The organism is Streptomyces sp. SPB162 (genome assembly GCF_029504575.1).
In the GTDB taxonomy this organism is placed as follows: domain Bacteria; phylum Actinomycetota; class Actinomycetes; order Streptomycetales; family Streptomycetaceae; genus Actinacidiphila.
On record NZ_JAQFII010000001.1, the window covers coordinates 5,504,361 to 5,521,096 of the forward strand.

Annotated in this window: 12 protein-coding genes; 5 read left to right on the forward strand and 7 right to left on the reverse strand. The window is 70.5% G+C overall.

What is annotated here, in order from left to right:
• Positions 1–178 precede the first annotated feature (178 nt).
• From M2266_RS25020 to glgX, 5 genes are all read right to left on the reverse strand, one after another.
• Positions 179–2,458, reverse strand: a complete 2,280-nt coding sequence (locus M2266_RS25020; protein WP_277440213.1) for a M4 family metallopeptidase — start codon at positions 2,456–2,458, stop codon at positions 179–181.
• Between the two features lie 317 nt (positions 2,459–2,775).
• Positions 2,776–4,656 carry an ABC transporter ATP-binding protein gene (locus M2266_RS25025; protein ID WP_277440214.1) on the reverse strand — a complete coding sequence of 627 codons (1,881 nt, stop codon included), beginning with the start codon at positions 4,654–4,656 and terminating at the stop codon, positions 2,776–2,778.
• On the reverse strand, positions 4,653–6,455 hold the full coding sequence (locus M2266_RS25030) for an ABC transporter ATP-binding protein (protein ID WP_277440215.1): 1,803 nt from the start codon (positions 6,453–6,455) through the stop codon (positions 4,653–4,655). The genes M2266_RS25025 and M2266_RS25030 overlap by 4 nt, the downstream gene beginning before the upstream one ends.
• A 33-nt stretch (positions 6,456–6,488) precedes the next feature.
• Complete coding sequence (locus tag M2266_RS25035) at positions 6,489–7,742, reverse strand: MFS transporter (RefSeq protein WP_277441343.1); 1,254 nt, start codon at positions 7,740–7,742, stop codon at positions 6,489–6,491.
• 92 nt (positions 7,743–7,834) lie between these two features.
• A complete protein-coding gene (gene glgX, locus M2266_RS25040) occupies positions 7,835–10,174 on the reverse strand; it encodes a glycogen debranching protein GlgX (RefSeq protein WP_277440216.1) in 2,340 nt (779 codons plus the stop codon).
• 282 nt (positions 10,175–10,456) lie between these two features.
• Between glgX and M2266_RS25045 the strand changes: the two genes are divergently transcribed.
• From M2266_RS25045 to M2266_RS25060, 4 genes are all read left to right on the forward strand, one after another.
• Positions 10,457–11,701: an Ig-like domain-containing protein gene (locus tag M2266_RS25045; protein ID WP_277440217.1), complete on the forward strand. Its 1,245-nt coding sequence runs from the start codon at positions 10,457–10,459 to the stop codon at positions 11,699–11,701.
• 421 nt (positions 11,702–12,122) lie between these two features.
• Positions 12,123–13,298 carry an Ig-like domain-containing protein gene (locus tag M2266_RS25050; RefSeq protein WP_277441344.1) on the forward strand — a complete coding sequence of 392 codons (1,176 nt, stop codon included), beginning with the start codon at positions 12,123–12,125 and terminating at the stop codon, positions 13,296–13,298.
• A gap of 78 nt (positions 13,299–13,376) precedes the next feature.
• A complete protein-coding gene (locus M2266_RS25055; RefSeq protein WP_277440218.1) occupies positions 13,377–14,144 on the forward strand; it encodes an enoyl-CoA hydratase-related protein in 768 nt (255 codons plus the stop codon).
• Positions 14,145–14,461: 317 nt separating this feature from the next.
• Positions 14,462–14,956: an ATP-binding protein gene (locus M2266_RS25060; protein WP_277440219.1), complete on the forward strand. Its 495-nt coding sequence runs from the start codon at positions 14,462–14,464 to the stop codon at positions 14,954–14,956.
• 333 nt (positions 14,957–15,289) lie between these two features.
• Here the strand turns inward: M2266_RS25060 and M2266_RS25065 are convergent, their stop codons facing one another.
• The gene (locus M2266_RS25065) at positions 15,290–15,769 is read right to left on the reverse strand and encodes a thioesterase family protein (RefSeq protein ID WP_277440220.1); all 480 of its coding nucleotides are present in this window, start codon (positions 15,767–15,769) and stop codon (positions 15,290–15,292) included.
• 2 nt (positions 15,770–15,771) lie between these two features.
• Positions 15,772–16,416: a TetR/AcrR family transcriptional regulator gene (locus M2266_RS25070; RefSeq protein ID WP_277440221.1), complete on the reverse strand. Its 645-nt coding sequence runs from the start codon at positions 16,414–16,416 to the stop codon at positions 15,772–15,774.
• A 106-nt stretch (positions 16,417–16,522) separates the two neighbouring features.
• On the opposite strand from M2266_RS25070, the gene M2266_RS25075 reads away from it, so the two are divergent.
• Positions 16,523–16,735 (forward strand): EF-hand domain-containing protein, encoded by a 213-nt coding sequence (locus M2266_RS25075; protein ID WP_250977832.1) that lies wholly within the window; start codon positions 16,523–16,525, stop codon positions 16,733–16,735.
• Position 16,736 lies beyond the last annotated feature (1 nt).

Here is a 16,736-nt window from a genome sequence, read left to right on the forward strand (position 1 = left end):
CACATGGAGTTCATGGGTACCACAACTGCAACGCGGTCAACTGTACCAGAAACGTCGCGGACGATCACGCCGAGAGCGGTCGCGTCGCATGACTCGCGTCACACGGCGCGACCGCCGTTTCGAGCCGGTCAGTCGGTACGGGGTGCCCTCAGAGGATCCTCAGGGCGTCCGCTCCGGGTCAGAAGGTGAGCTTCCAGCTGTTGATGTAGCCGCTGTCGACGCTGTAGACGTCCTGCACCTTCAGGCGCCACGTACCGTTCGCGACCTCGCTGGAGGCGTTGACGGTGTACGTCGTGTTCACGTTGGCGGCGGAGTCCGACCCGCTGGAGTTCTTCAGCCGGTAGGTGCTGCCGTCGGGGGCGACCAGGTCGATGACCAGGTCACCGCGGTAGGTGTGGACGATGTTGACGCCCACCTGCAGGGTGCTCGGGGCGTTGCCCGTGCGTCCTGTCACGCTGATGTTGGAGTACACCGCCGCGCCGGCGTCCGGGATGGAGACGTCGGTCGTGTTCTCGAAGACGTTGCCGCCACCACCGGTGGGGCTGATCGTCCAGGTGAACGTGGCCGAGCCGGTGGCGTTGGTGGAGTCCTTCGCCGTGACGGTCGGGTTGTAGGTGCCGACCGTGGTCGGCGTGCCGGAGATCAGACCGGTGGAGGCGTTGATCGTCAGGCCGGTCGGCAGGCCGGTGGCGGAGTAGGTGAGCGCGCCGCCGTTGGTGCTGCTGGCCTGGATCTGCAGGCTCGCGGCGGTGTTCACGACGGTGTTCTGGTTGGCCGGCTTGGTGACCGTGACGCCGCTGGTCGGCACACGGGCGCCGACGCCGATGGCGGCCCAGGTGTTGGCGACCGTGTTCCACGTCGCGCTGCCGGATCCGTACAGGTCAGCGGCGGCCTGCAGGCTCTGGGTGCGGGCGGCCGCGTAGTTGGTCGTGGAGGTGAAGCGCTCGCTCAGCGCCTTGTACCAGATCTTCGAGGCGGCGTCCCGGCCGATGCCGGGGACCGGCAGGTTGTCGGCGGTCGGGCTGTTGTACGTGACGCCGTTGATCACCTTCGTGCCGCTGCCCTCGGACAGCAGGTAGAAGAAGTGGTTCGCCGGGCCGGACGAGTAGTGCACGTCCAGGTTGCCGATGCCGGAGTACCAGTTGTCGGGCGACGTGCCGTCGCGCGAGGGCTTGTCCTGGTAGCGCAGCGGGGTGCCGTCGCCGTTGATGTTGATCTTCTCGCCGATGAGGTAGTCACCGACGTCGCTGGCGTTGTTGGCGTAGAACTCGACCGAGGTGCCGAAGATGTCGGACGTCGCCTCGTTGAGGCCGCCGGACTCACCGCTGTAGTTCAGGCCCGCGGTGGCGGCGGTGACGCCGTGGCTCATCTCGTGGCCCGCGACGTCGAGCGCGGTCAGCGGGTCGGCGTTGTTGCTGCCGTCGCCGTACGTCATGCAGAAGCAGCCGTCGTCCCAGAAGGCGTTGACGTAGGAGTTCCCGTAGTGAGTGCGGGAGTACGCGCCGACACCGTCGTTACGGATGCCGTTGCGGCCCATCACGTTCTTGTAGAAGTCCCAGGTCTCCTGGGCGCCGTAGGCCGCGTCGACGCCCGCGGTCTCGGCGTTGGACGTGGTGCCGTTGCCCCACGTGTCCGTGGACTTCGAGAAGAGCGTGCCGGTGCCCGAGGTGCCGTGGTTGAGGTTGTACGTCTTGTGGCCGCCGCGGGCGCCGTCGGTCATCGTGTACGTCGAGCCGGACAGCGTGGTGCCGATGGTGACCTGGCCGCTGTACTCGCTGTTGCCGACGCCGGTCTCGATGCCCTGGTACTCGAAGAGCCGGGAGCCGGTCTTGGCGTCGGTGATGACGTGCAGCTGGTTCGGGGTGCCGTCGTCCTGCAGTCCGCCGACGACGGACTCCCAGGCCAGCGTCGGCACGCCGGTGGCGGCCCAGACGACCTTGCGCGGGGAGCCGGCCAGGGCCGGGCTCTTCGCGCCGTCCGCCTTGGCCCGGCTGATCGCGAAGGACTTCGCGGAGTCGGCGGTCGCGGTGGCGGTCGTGCTCGGCACCGCGATCTCGGCGTTGGTCGCCCGGTTGACGCTCGTGGTGGCACCGGCCGGCGTGCTCGCGATGACCAGGTCGCCGCCGAGGACGGGCAGGCCGTCGTAGGTGCGCTGGTACCGGGTGTGCACCGTGCCGTCGGCGTCCCGCAGAACGCTGCTCGGGATGAGCCGTTCCTTGGCGCCGAGCCGCAGTTCACCCGCGGTGCGGGAGACGTTGGCGTTGGCGTCGGCCAGGAGCGTCGCGCGCTGCGAGGGCGACAGCGCGGCCGGTAGGCCGCCGGAACGGGGCTGGACGTGGGAAGCGCTCTGTGCGTCGGTGCCGGCCACGGCGGTGCCGGAGGGCAGCGCCACGGCTAGCAGTGCGGCGGTGGCGGCGAGTGCGCCTGCCGCGACTGCCTTGCGGGGGGATCGTCTCACTACGGAACTCCTTCTGCGGCGGCCACTGGGTCGGGCCGTGAACAGACGGGCAGGTGGGGTTGTGTGCTGCCCGGGTAGAGCGACGTGCTGGTGGGACGTGCGTAACCACCGCTGCTGCGCGGCCCCGCGATGCTGGTGGGGAGTGCTGCACGGCGGCTGCGGGAAGAGTGGCACTGTTTACCGGGACATGTCATTGGGGTGGCGGAAACTTGGCCGATTTCCGTCCGTTGACCGATGAGCGGCGCCCGTTATACGGACGCCGCCGTTTCGGATGACGGGCCGGCGGGGCCGAGGCCAGGTCAGCGGGACCCGCCCGCTCAGACCAGGCTGTCCCGCCAGGCCGTGTGCAGATCCGCGAATCGGCCATGGTCCGCGATGAGTTCGGCGGGGGCTCCGTCCTCGACGATCCGGCCGCCCTCCATGACGAGCACGCGGTCGGCGATCTCCACCGTCGAGAGCCGGTGCGCGATGATCACCGCGGTCCGGCCGCGCAGCACCGTGTCCATCGCGTGCTGCACCGCGCGCTCACCCGGTACGTCCAGCGAGGACGTCGCCTCGTCCAGGATGAGGACGGCGGGATCGGCGAGCAGCGCCCGCGCGAACGCCACCAACTGCCGCTGTCCGGCGGAGATCCGGCCGCCGCGCTTGCGGACGTCCGTGTCGTAGCCGTCCGGCAGCGCACGGATGAAGTCATGTGCTCCGATCGCCTTCGCGGCCCGCTCGACCTCCTCGCGTCCGGCATCCGGTCTGCCGATCGCGATGTTCTCAGCGACCGTCCCGGAGAACAAGAAGGCCTCCTGGGTCACCATCACGACCCCGCGCCGCAGTTCGGGCAGCGCGAGTTCCCGCAGGGGGACGCCGTCCAGCGTGATCCGGCCGTCGGTCGGGTCGTAGAAGCGGGCCAGCAGCTTGGCGAGGGTGGACTTGCCCGCGCCGGTCGCCCCGACCACCGCCACCGTCTGCCCTGCCGGAATCCGCAGGTCGAAGGTGGGGAGGATCTCGCCGCCGGTGCGGTACGCGAAGCGGACGCCGTCGAAGCGCACCTCGCGGCCCGGCAGCCCGCCCGCGCGGCGCGGCAGCTCCCGCGGGTCCTCGGGCTCGGGCACCGAGGGGCGCTGCGCCAGCAGGCCGGCGATCTTCTCCAGGGACGCGGCGGCCGACTGATAGGAGTTGAGGAACATCCCGAGCCGGTCGATGGGGTCGTAGAGCCGCCGCAGGTACAGCACGAACGCCGCCAGCACCCCCAGCGCCAGACCGCCGCCGGCCACCCGGTACGCGCCCCACAGCACGATTCCGGAGATCGCCGCGTTGGCCATCAGCCGCGAGCCGACGACGTAGCGCGCCATCTCCAGGATCGCGTCCCCGTTGATCCGCTCATGGACGCCGTTGAGCTCGGCGAAGTCCGCCTCGTTCGGCTTCTCGCGGCGGAACGCCTGAACCGGCCGGATGCCGTTCATCGTCTCGGTGAACTTGACGATCACCGCGGCGATGGCCGTGGAACGCTTGCGGTAGACGACCATCGAGCGCTTCTGGAAGGACCGGATCATCAGGTACAGCGGGGCGCACGAGAACAGCGCCGCCAGCCCCAGCTTCCAGTCCAGCCAGAGCAGGATCACCGAGATGTAGACCGACGACAGGATGACGCCGATCAGTTCCTCCAGGCCCTCGGTCAGCAGCTCGCGCAGCGACTCGACGTCCGAGGTGGCGCGCGCGATCAACCGGCCCGAGGTGTAGCGCTCGTGGAAGTCCAGGCTGAGCGCCTGGGCGTGCCGGAAGATCCGGCCCCGCAGATCGATCAGCACGTCCTGGCTCACCCGGGCCGCGACCCGGATGAACCACCGCTGCAGCAGCCCGGAGGCCAGCGCGCAGCCCAGGTAGACGCAGCCGAGCAGGATCAGCGGCCCGTGCCGGCCGTCGCGCAGCGCCGGGATCGCCCGGTCGATGCCGTACGCCACCAGCAGCGGGCCGGCCTGCACGGCGGCCTGCTGCACGAGCAGCAGGACGGCCGCCAGCCAGACCCGGCGGGTGTGCGGGGCCAGCAGCGACTTCAACAGGCCGAGCTGCGCGCCCTCGGGGGAGGGGAGCACGTCCTTCGTGAACGGGTCGTCCGGCGCCGGCGGACGGATCGGGGCGTCCGCGGCGCCGGCCGGCTCCTCCTCGGGACCGGCCTGTCCGGTCTGTTCGGCCACGGAGGTCATCGGGCCGCGCTCCTCTCGCTGTCGCCGGACATCAGATGGCGGTACTCCGCACTGTCTGCCAGCAGTTCGTGATGGGTGCCGACGGCGGTGATGCGCCCCTCCGACATCAGGGCGACGCGGTCGGCCAGCATGACCGTGGACGGCCGGTGTGCCACGACGAGCGCGGTGGTCTCCGACAGGACCTCGCGCAGCGCGGCCTCGACGAGCGCCTCGGTGTGCACGTCCAGCGCGGACAGCGGGTCGTCCAGCACCAGGAAGGCCGGACTGCCGACGACCGCGCGGGCCAGCGCGAGCCGCTGCCGCTGGCCGCCGGACAGGCTCAGGCCCTGCTCGCCGACCTGGGTGTCCAGGCCGTGCGGCAGCCGGGCGACGAAGTCGCACTGGGCCGTCTCCAGCGCGCGCAGGACGGCCGCCTCGTCGGCGCCGCCCGGCCCCGCGCCCATGGCCACGTTCTCCCGGACGGTCGCGGAGAAGAGCGTCGGCTCCTCGAAGGCGACCGCCACCAGCTCGCGCAGCCGCTCCCGGGACAGCGCCGAGATGTCGGCGCCGTCGAGCGTGATCCGGCCGCCGGTGGCGTCGTGCAGCCGCGGGATCAGCGCGGTGAGCGTGGTCTTGCCACAGCCGGTGGCGCCGACCAGCGCCATCGTCTCGCCGGATCGGATGTGCAGGTCGACGCCGTGCAGCAGGTCCGGGGTGTCCTCCGGCGCGTCCGGGTAGCGGAAGTCGACGCCCTCGAACCACACCCCGTCCGCGGGCTCCGCTGCCCTCGCCGACTCGGTGCCGACGCCGGCGGCGCCGGCCCGTGCGGCGTCCATCGCCTCGAAGTAGCGGTCCGCCGCCGTCGCCGACTCGTTGCTGATCGCCAGCAGGAAGCCGATCGACTCCACCGGCCAGCGCAGCGCGAGCGCGGTGGTCAGGAAGGCGACGAGGGTCCCCGCCGACAGGCCGCCGTCGGACACCTCCATGATCCCCAGGATCAGGGCCGCACCGATGGCGATCTCGGGCAGCGTCATGATCAGCGCCCAGATGTCCGCCAGCAGCGTGGCCTTGTGCAGTTCGGTGCGGCGCAACCCGTGCGCCTTGGTGCGGAACGCGTCGGTCTGGCTGCGGTGCCGGCCGAACGCCTTGATGATGCGCACCCCGAGCACCGACTCCTCGACGACCGTGGCCAGATCGCCGGCCTGGTCCTGCGCGGAACGGGCGGCCAGCGAGTACCGGGCCTCGAACAGCGAGCAGAGGATGACCAGCGGGACGATGGGCAGCAGCAGCACCAGCCCGAGCGTCCACGCCTGGGAGAACAGGATGGCGAAGCCCAGCACGATCGCGGCGCCGTTGACCACCAGGAACACCAGCGGGAACGCCAGGAACATCCGGATGATCTGCAGGTCCATCGTGGCGCGCGAGAGCAGCTGCCCGGAGGCCCAGCGGTCGTGGAAGGCGACGGGCAGCCGCTGCAGGTGCCCGTACAGGGCCGAGCGCATCGACGCCTCGACGCGCGCCAGCGGCCGCGCCACCAGCCAGCGCCGCAGCCCGAACAGCCCGGCCTCCAGCAGCCCGAGGACCAGCAGCACACCACCGCCGAGCCACACCCCGGACGGGTCGCGGTCCGCGACCGGGCCGTCCACCATCCACTTCAGGACGAGCGGGATCAGCAGCGCCATGCTCGACGCGAGGACGGCCGACAGCGCGGAACCGGCCAACCGGCCGCGGATCGGGCGTACATAGGGCCACAGGCGCAGGAGGGAGCGGACGGCTGATCGGGGTCTGGGGGGCGCGGGGTCAGAAGTCGCTTCAGGCATCGATCCGACGATACGGGCGACCACCGACACCGCTCACCCGGTTTTCCCGGCCGGTCGGGCCACCCGTCGCAGATCGCGGATGGCGGGGACCGACAGCAGCGTCACACAGACGAGCACGGCCACCACGCTGCCCGCCAGCAGCACGTGCCGGGCGCCGAACGCGGACGAGGCGGGCCCGGACAGGGCCTGACCCACCGGCAGCATCGCGACCGACCCGGCGACCTCGTAGGCGTGGATCCGGTTCAGGATCTCGCCGGGCACCTGCGTCTGCACGCTCGTCGCCCAGTTCACGCCCCAGTACGCCCACGAGGCGCCGGCGACGAAGATGCAGCCGCAGATGGCCGGGACCGACAGGTGCAGGCCGACGGAGGCCGGGTACAGCGCGCTGCCGAACAGCGCGATGGATCCCGCCCGCAGCGGGAAGTGCGACCGGAACCGCAGCGCGAGCAGCGCCCCGAGCGCGGTGCCCGCGCCCAGGCAGGAGTTGACCAGGCCGTACGCCTTCGGGCCGTGCGCCGGCAGGATCTCACCGGCGGTGAGCGGGGTGACCGGGCCCATCACGGTGACCATGAAGACCATCCAGATCACGATGACCGTCCACATCCACGTGCGGTCCCGGAACTCCCGCCACCCCTCGACGAGGTCGGCCCTGAAGGTGCTGGCCTTCGGCCCGGCGGTCTCATGGGCGACGGGCGGCAGCCGGAGCAGGAACACGCAGAGCGCGCTCACCCCGAAGGTGACGGCGTCCACCGCGATCACGCCGCCCGCCGACGCGAACGCCACCAGCAGGCCCGCGACCGCGGGACCGGCCAGCGCCATCACCGACTCGGCGGTACGCACCACCCCGTTGGCCCCCTGCACGTCGGTGGCGACCCGGGGCACCGTACTGGCCACACCCGGCTGGAACATCGCGGCCGCGACGCCGTTGACGGCGGTGATCGCGCACACCTGCCACAGCACCACGTGGTCGGCGAAGAACAGGCCGGCCAGCAGCGCCATCATCACGAGCCGCACGAGATCCGCGCCGATCATCAGCAACCGGGCGTTGAACCGGTCCGCGATCACGCCGCCGAAGATCACCAACCCGGCGAAGCACCCCGTGTACGACGCCATCACCAGCCCGACGGCGCCGGCTCCGTATCCGTACTGCAGCAGCCCGGCGGCCATCGCCACCGGGAGCATCGAGTCCCCGAGCATGGCGATCGAGCGCGCGGTGAAGTACAGCCGGAAGTTCACCGACCACAGCCCCGGTTCATTCCCGGGTGCGGTCGGCGGCTCGACCGACAGGCCGGTGAGGAGGGGGTTCTCATAGGGCTGTGGTGCGGATGAGGTCACGGAGATCGAGTGTGGACTGGACCAATTCGCCGTGTCCAGGGGTTTCAGTCCGTGGACGTCCGCTGCGCCGGGGCGCTGGTGGCCGGGAGGGCGCGCAGCAGCAGGAGGGAGCGCCCCGGCACCGTCACCGAGCCCCCCGCCGGGTAGCCCGTGCCGGGGGGTCGGGACTGGTCCTCGGCGGTGGTGTCGAGGAGGAGCTCGTAGGAGTCGGCCCAGGGACGGCCGGGGAGGACGAAGCGGGCGGGGCGGTGGTGGGTGTGGGCGATGATCAGGAAGCTGTCGTCCGTGATGGGGACGCCCTGGGCATCACGCTGCGGGATGTCGTCTCCGGAGAGGTACATGCCGATGGTGTGCGACGGGGCGAACCAGTCGTCGTCGGTCATCTCCCGGCCGTCGGCGGTGAACCAGCTGAGGTCCGGCAGGCCGCCGGGGGTCTGGGAACGGCCGGAGAAGAAGGCGCGGCGGCGCAGCACCGGGTGGGCGCGGCGCAACGCGATGAGGCGGGCGGCCAGGGTGCTCAGGCCCTGCCAGTCGGGGTCGTCCAGGAGTGACCAGTCGATCCAGCTGATCTCGTTGTCCTGGCAGTACGCGTTGTTGTTGCCGCCCTGGGTGCGGCCCATCTCGTCGCCGGCCACCAGCATCGGGACGCCGGTGGACAGCAGCAGCGTCGAGAGCAGGTTGCGCAACTGGCGGCGGCGCAGGGTGTTGATCCCCGGGTCGGTGGTCGGGCCCTCGGCGCCGCAGTTCCAGGAGCGGTTGTCGTGGGTGCCGTCGTTGTTGTCCTCGCCGTTCGCCTCGTTGTGCTTGGACTGGTAGGAGACCAGGTCGCGCAGGGTGAAGCCGTCGTGCGCGGTGATGAAGTTGACCGAGGCGTAGGGGCGCCGGCCGCCCCAGGCGTACAGGTCGCTGGAGCCGGAGAGCCGGTACCCGAGGTCGCGCACGTCATGCTGGGCGCCGCGCCAGAAGTCGCGCACCGCGTCCCGGTAGCGGTCGTTCCACTCCGTCCACAGCGGGGGGAAGGCGCCGACCTGGTAGCCGCCCATCCCGACGTCCCACGGCTCGGCGATCAGCTTCACCCGCCGCAGGACCGGGTCCTGGGCGATGACGGCGAGGAAGGGGGAGAGCATGTCGACGTCGTGCATGGAGCGGGCGAGCGCCGCCGCGAGGTCGAAGCGGAAGCCGTCCACCCCCATCTCCGTGACCCAGTAGCGCAGCGAGTCGGTGATGAGCCGCAGCACGTGCGGCTGCACGACGTGCAGGGTGTTGCCGCAGCCGGTGTAGTCGGCGTAGCGGCGCGGGTCGTCCTGCAGCCGGTAGTAGCCGCGGTTGTCGATCCCGCGCAGCGAGAGCGTGGGGCCCTGCTCACCGCCTTCGGCGGTGTGGTTGTAGACGACGTCCAGGATCACCTCGATACCGGCCGCGTGCAGGGCGCGCACCATCCGCTTGAACTCGCCCACCTGCTCCCCGCGGGTGCCACCGGCCGTGTAGGCGGCGTGCGGGGCGAAGTAGCCGACGGAGTTGTAGCCCCAGTAGTTCTTCAGCCCGGCCCGCTCCAGGTGGTCCTCGTGGGCGAAGTGGTGGACGGGCAGCAGTTCGACGGCGGTGACGCCCAGCCGGGTGAGGTGCTCGATCGCGGCCGGGTGCGCCAGCCCCGCGTAGGTGCCGCGCAGCTCCTCGGGTATGCCGGGATGGCGCTTGGTGAAGCCCTTGACGTGCAGTTCGTAGATGACGGAGTCGGACCACGGCGTCTTGGGGCGGTGGTCGTCGGACCAGTCGTCGTCATCGTGGACGACGACGCCCTTGGGCACGAACGGGGCCGAGTCCCGGTTGTCGCGGACGGTGTCGGCGATCTGTCCCTCCGGCCAGTCGCGGACGTGCGCGTAGACCTCGGGCGGCAGCGTGAACTCCCCGTCCACCGCGCGGGCGTACGGGTCCAGCAGCAGCTTGGCGGGATTCCAGCGAGCCCCGGTCCACGGGTCCCAGCGCCCGCTGACCCGGTAGCCGTAGCGCTGTCCCGGCAGCACGCCGGGCACGAAGCCGTGCCAGATCTCGTGCGTCAGCTCGGTGAGCGGCGCCCTCGTCTCGGTGCCGTCCGCCTCGAACAGGCAGAGCTCGACGGACTCGGCGCCGCCCGCCCACAGCGCGAAATTGGTCCCCGGGCGGCCGTCGGGGCCGGTGTGGAAGCGCGCGCCGAGCGGTTCCGAACTGCCGGGCCAGACCGTACAGGGCGGGGTGGCGCCCTCGACCTCCGGATCGGGGACCGCCCCCACGGGCTGCTCCTGGGCGGGCCCCGGAACCGCCGGCGGAGGTGCCGTCCGCAGGCCGTTCGGCCTGGGGACCGCCTCGACGGCCTCCATGGCCTCGTGCTCGCGTGTCTCTGACACGTGCTCGCCTCCTGCGGCTCGACAGGATCCGGCCCTGCGCGTCCGCGGCCACGGTACGGCGGAACCCCACGCGTCCCACTAAAGCCCTGGCCGGACGCGGCCCTTCCCGGCGTCCCGTGCCGGGTCGGTGCCGTCTCCTCCTCCATTCCTTCCCATCGGGACGTGCGGAGTCACACGCGTGATCGGTGTCGTACCTGTTGCGCGGCGGTTCCCGTACAGGTGGGCGGTGGGACGTTTCCCCGGGGGTGCCCCTCTCGTTGACCCTGTGTGACGAATGTGGTGATGCGCGCCCTGAGCGCCGGGGCGGGACTGGTAGGAGCGGTAGTACTCGGCGGGCTCCTCGCCGGATGCGGGGCGGCGGGTGGCGGCAGCGGCGGCAGCGGTGGCGCGGGCGGTGACGCAGCCCGCCCCAGGGACGTCGTCCCGCAGGTGTCGGAGGCGGTCATCACCGTCACGCCGGAGGACGCCGCGCACGACGTGCTGCCCGACGAGCAGTTGCGCGTGGGGGTGGAGAAGGGCGAGTTGACGCAGGTCAAGGTGGTCGACGGCGAGGGCGTACCGGTCGCCGGCACCCTCGCGGAGGACCGGGGCGGATGGGTGCCCACGGGCAGACTGGCGTTGTCCACCCAGTACACGGTCGACGCCTACGCGGTGGACCGGCAGGGCCGGCGCGCAGCCAAGCACGTCGTGTTCACGACGCTGGTGCCCAAGCACAAGTTCATCGGCTTCTACACGCCCGAGGCCGGATCCACCGTCGGCACCGGCATGATCATCACCGTCAACTTCAACCGGCCGGTCACCGACCGTGCGGCGGTCGAGCGGGCGATCACCGTCCACACGCAACCCGCGGTGGACGTCGCTCCGCACTGGTTCGGCAGCCGGCGCCTCGATCTGCGCCCGAAGAGGCACTGGCGGCCCGGCACCGACGTGACGATGTCGCTGCACCTGCGGGACGTCGAGGGCGCCGAGGGCGTGTACGGCACCCAGGACAAGGACGTCCGGTTCACGATCGGCCGCGACCAGCGGAGCACCGTCGACGCGGAGGCGCACACCCTCACCGTGCGGCGCGGCGGCCAGCTGTTCAAGACGCTGCCGATCTCGGCCGGCAGTCCTGAGCACCCCACCTACCAGGGCACGATGGTGATTGCCGAGAAGTTCGCACTGACGCGGATGAACGGCCAGACCGTCGGCTTCGGCGGGGAGTACGACATCCCCGACGTCCCGCACGCCATGCGCCTCACCCGCTCCGGCACGTTCCTGCACGGCAACTACTGGGCCGCGCCCGGGACCTTCGGCGTCACCAATACGAGCCATGGCTGTGTGGGGCTCGCCGATGTGAAGGGCGGCCGCTCCACGACGCCGGCGGGGTGGCTCTTCGAGCACTCGCTCGTCGGTGACACGGTCGAAGTGATCAACTCCCATGACCGCACGGTCGCGGCGGACAACGGCATGGGCGGCTGGAATCTCAGCTGGTCGCAGTGGCGCGCGGGTGCCGCCCTGCCCCAGGAGGCCGGCTCCTCCTCCTGACGCGGCTCGCTCCGCGCCCCTCTCCGGGCCCGGTCCGCCCCCGGTCGACAGCCGGGTGGAGGGCCGGGCCCGGAGCCCGTTCCGGAAGCGGTTCCGGAGCCGGATCCTGCCTCGCGCCGCGTTCACAGCCGACTGGGACTGAACGGTGACAATCCCGTGTCACCGGCCCTACCTTGCGTGTGATTATCTGTCGTTTGCGTGAGCACTATGCGCGCAGAAGCCCCAGCGGCTCTGCAGCGGCCACGTGCAGGGGGGTCAAGGTCGGATCGGCCGGGCAGAATCGCTACCAGAGTGCCGTAGTCGGGCATTCCGGACGCGTGGGGGCGGCCGTGTGAAGGGGAGCAGAGAGTTGAAGCCGATACAGGCGGCGCCGGGCGCCAGGCAGACGTTGCTGGCACTGGCGCTGGGGGCGGTGCTGTTGATGACCACCGCGTGCGGTGGCGGCGGCAGCGGTACGAACAGCGGTGGCACCGGCGGCACCGGTGGTGCCAAGCCGGCCGGCGCGCAGGCCGGCACGAGCGCGGACACCAAGGCTTCAGCCGCCGTGGTGACCATCACGCCGAAGGACGGCGCGAACAACGTGGCCACCAACGGTGCCCTGAAGGTCACGGCCGCCAGCGGCAAGCTCAGCTCCGTCATCGTCAAGGACGACAAGGGCACGGCCGTCAAGGGCGACATAGCCGCCGACGGCGCCAGCTGGACTCCGGACGGGCACCTGGGCACCTCCACCAAGTACACGGTGGACGCGATCGCCAAGGACAACGACGGCCGCGAGTCCGCCAAGCACGCGGTGTTCACCACGATCACGCCGAAGGATTCCTTCGTGGGCTTCTACACGCCGGAGGACGGCCAAACCGTCGGCGTCGGCATGGAGGTCTCGCTCAACTTCAACCGGGCGATCACCGACAAGAAGGCCGTCGAGGCGGCCGTCCAGGTCACCGCTTCGCCCTCCGTCCCCGTCAAGGGCCACTGGTACGGCAACCAGCGGCTGGACCTGCGCCCCGAGAAGTACTGGGCGGCGGGCACCAAGGTGACGCTGAGCCTGCGGCTGGACGGCGTCGAGGGCGCCCCCGGCGTCTACGGCAAGCAGTCCAAGGACGTGAAGTTCACCGTCGGCCGTAGCCAGGTCAGCGTGGTCGACGCCGCGAAGCACACCATGACCGTCAGCCGCAACGGCTCGGTGATCCGCACTATCCCGATCAGCGCGGGCGCCCCGGCGAACCCCACGTACAACGGCAAGATGGTGATGACCGAGAAGTACGACGTGACCCGGATGAACGGCGACACGGTCGGCTTCGGCGGCGAGTACGACATCAAGGACGTGCCGCACGCGATCCGTCTGACCAACTCGGGCACCTTCATCCACGGCAACTACTGGGCAGCCAAGTCGATCTTCGGCAACTCCAACACCAGCCACGGCTGCGTGGGGCTCTCCGACACCCGCGGCGCCGGTGACCCGTCCACCCCGGCCGCCTGGTTCTACAACCAGTCGATGGTGGGCGACGTCGTCCAGGTGGTCAACTCCAAGGACAAGACCGTGCAGTGGTACAACGGCCTCAATGGCTGGAACCTCTCCTGGAGCGAGTGGACCAGCTGACCGCCGACCCGCTGATGTGACCTCCGTCGCCGGGCGGGCCTGTTCTTCGGGCCCGCCCGGCGAAGTAGTCTCCGAATCATGACTGTGAGCCTCGAAGTCGCCGAAGGCGTCGGCACGATCCGCGTCGACCGCCCGCCGATGAACGCGCTGGACATCGCCACCCAGGACCGGCTGCGGGTGGTCGCGGAGGAGGCGGGGCGGCGCGACGACGTGCGCGCCGTGATCGTCTGGGGCGGGGAGAAGGTGTTCGCCGCCGGCGCGGACATCAAGGAGATGCAGGCCATGTCCTACGAGGACATGGTCGACCGCTCGCGCGCCCTGCAGGAGTCCTTCACCGCGGTCGCCCGGATCCCCAAGCCGGTGGTCGCCGCGGTCACCGGCTACGCACTGGGCGGCGGCTGCGAGCTCGCGCTCTGCGCCGACATCCGCATCGCGGCCTCGAACGCGAAGCTGGGCCAGCCGGAGATCCTGCTCGGTCTGATCCCGGGCGCCGGCGGCACCCAGCGGCTGACGCGCCTGGTGGGCCCCTCCCGGGCCAAGGATCTGATCTTCACCGGCCGGATGGTGAAGGCCGAGGAGGCGCTCGCCATCGGCCTGGTCGACAAGGTCGTTCCCGCGGAGCAGGTCTACGCCGAGGCGCACACCTGGGCCGAACGCCTCGCCCGCGGCCCCGCCTACGCGCTGCGCGCGGCGAAGGAGGCGGTCGACGGCGGCCTGGAGACGGACCTGGAGACCGGACTGACCATCGAACGCGCCCTGTTCGCCGGGCTGTTCGCGACGGCCGACCGCGAGACGGGCATGCGCAGCTTCGTCGAGGACGGGCCGGGCAAGGCGAAGTTCAGGTAGGCGCGCCCCGAAACGGGTCGGGTGCGGGTCCGCCGTGGCCCCGTACCCGACCCGTCGCACCTCTTTCGGGGGCTGTTGGGATTGCGCCGACCGGGTGGCAAGACCTTAAAGCAACCTTAAGCAGGTCTTAAGAAATCCGGACCCGCGGTGCCTCGTAGCTGATCGTCAACAGTCCATCACTGCAGGTCACTGCAGCTTCTGGCGGGCGATGGATGCCTATGGCATATGCCTGAACACGCTTGTGGAGCCCCTCATTCCGGTCGGCCAATTCCGCCGGATCCACCCCGAACCGCCTCTCGTGCGGCCATGATGAACGCATGGCGGGCCGGGGAGCATCCGAGCAACCGCAGCGGGTGAGCATCGCCGCTGCGGAGTGGCCGTCGGTGGTGGCCGACGAGACGGCCGCCAAAGCCCTCGATCTGGTCGGGGACCTGTCCGTGGAAGAGGTCCGGCTGACCTCGCGCCCCGAATCCGCGTCGACCGCGCGCCGGCTCTCCGTCTCGGTGCTGCGCCAGTGGGCACTTCCGCAACTCGCCGACACCGTCGAGTTACTGGTCTCCGAACTGGTCGGCAACGCCGTTCGGCACACCGGCGCCCGCACCTTCGGCATCCGGATGCTGCACCGCCGCGGCTGGATCCGCGTCGAGGTCCGCGACCCTTCGCGGGCGCTGCCCTGCCTGCTGCCGGTCCGCGAACTCGACATCAGCGGCCGCGGCCTCTTCCTCGTCGACAAGCTCTCCGACCGGTGGGGAGTCGACCTCCAGCCACGCGGCAAGACGACATGGTTCGAGTTGCGCGTCCTGGACCGCTGAGAGCCGCTGGGGGCAGCTGGGACCGCCGCGCCCCGTTCTCCGTACCAACGCGAAGAGGCCCTCTGGTGTCGTTGTACGACACCGTGAGGGCCTCTTCGTACCGCCGCGGAGCAAGGGGGGGGTGTGGTCCGCGGCGCTTGAGGAACGGCTCAGCCCGGGTCAGGGGGGCCGTTGGCACCGACTCTGACACAGGGGACGGGCGGCGGGCAAACCCTTATTTAGGACAATAGATAGTATTAGTCACTAATTGCTTGCGTATGAGGGAGTGAACTGTGCCACTTGCCTTGTAAACAGCGAATAAGAAGTAACTCGATCTTGCTTTCGAACGACTCGCTAGGCAACGGGACGTATCGCGTCCGTGTCCATCAGGGGGATCGCGGCCGCGCGCAGCGCGTCGCTCAGCGGGCTGGGGCGCAGGGTGGCCGGGTCGAGCTTGACCTGGGCCCGGCGCCCCGACGCGTGCACGGTCGCGTGGTCGGCGGAGAGCAGGCGGAAGCCGTAGACGATGCTGGTGCGCCCCAGGTGCTCGATCCAGATGTGCACGGCCGCGTCGCCGGCGCCGAGGATCGGCGCGAGGTACTCGATCCGGAACTCGCGGACCGCGAGGAATGTGTCGTCGTACTGGGTGCGCTCGGCTGTGTACGACCAGCCCCGGTCGACCCAGTAGGCGGTGATCGCGCGCTCGACGAAGAGCGCGTAGCGGGCGTTGTGGACCATTCCCAAGGCGTCGAGATCGTCGAAGTGGATCTGGACGGGGAAGATCTGCGCGGTCGGCGCCTGTGCGGTGGCCGGCGGCTGTGCGGTGGTCGTCATGATCAGCTCTCCGGGAGGATCGAAGGGTCGGTGCAGCAGGATCTGAGCCGTTCCAGGACGGCCCGGTGCGCTTGGGGGAAGACGGTGGCCCGGTCCATGAGCCGTGAGCGGGTGACGACGGCCTCGCCGAGCGCGTCGATCTCGAACGTCAGCTGCGCGGCGTCCACGTCCGCCCGCAGCTCGCCCAGGGCGATCGCCTCCTCGACGAGGTCCTGGATGTACCGCACCCACTCGGTGATCGACTGCGCGACGCGGTCGCGCACGGCGCCGGGCCGGTCGTCGAACTCCGTCTGCACGGCGGCGAAGAAGCAGCCGCCGGGCAGCACGTCCTCGGCGTAGAAGGCCAGCCGCGCCTCGTGCAGGGCGAGCAGTCGCCGCACTCCGGCCGGCGCGTCCTGTGCGGGCCGCATCACGAGCGCGGCCCACTGCTTGCGGGCCCGGTCGACCACGTCGAGCTGGAGCTGCTCCTTGTCCCGCCAGTGCGTGAACAGCCCGGACTTGCTCACCCCGAGCGTGCCGGACAGTCGGGCCAGGGAGAGCCCGTCCAGTCCGTCCACGGACGCGAGCGCCACCGCGGTGTCCAGCACGGCGTGCCGCGTCCGCTCGCCGCGTACGCGCCTGCCGTCGGGCCGCTCGCTGTCTGCCATGTCATCACCGTAACAGAAAGACGACCGACCGGTCGCACTTATTGTTCGGTCCGGAAATCCCGATAATCTGAGCTCGTCAATCAGGCACAGAGAAGGGGCGGGTCACGTGGCGGACATCGAGGCAGCGAAGAGGGCTTTCGATCGGTATGACCTCGACAAGGACGGTCAGATCACCGCGGCCGAGTACAAGAAGGTCATGGCCGAGCTCGGGGACTTCTACACCACCGAGTCGGTCGCTCAGGCCGTGATCAACGCCGACGACACCGACGGTGACGGGCAGCTCTCCTGGGACGAGTTCTGGGCCAAGCTGCAGGGCTGAC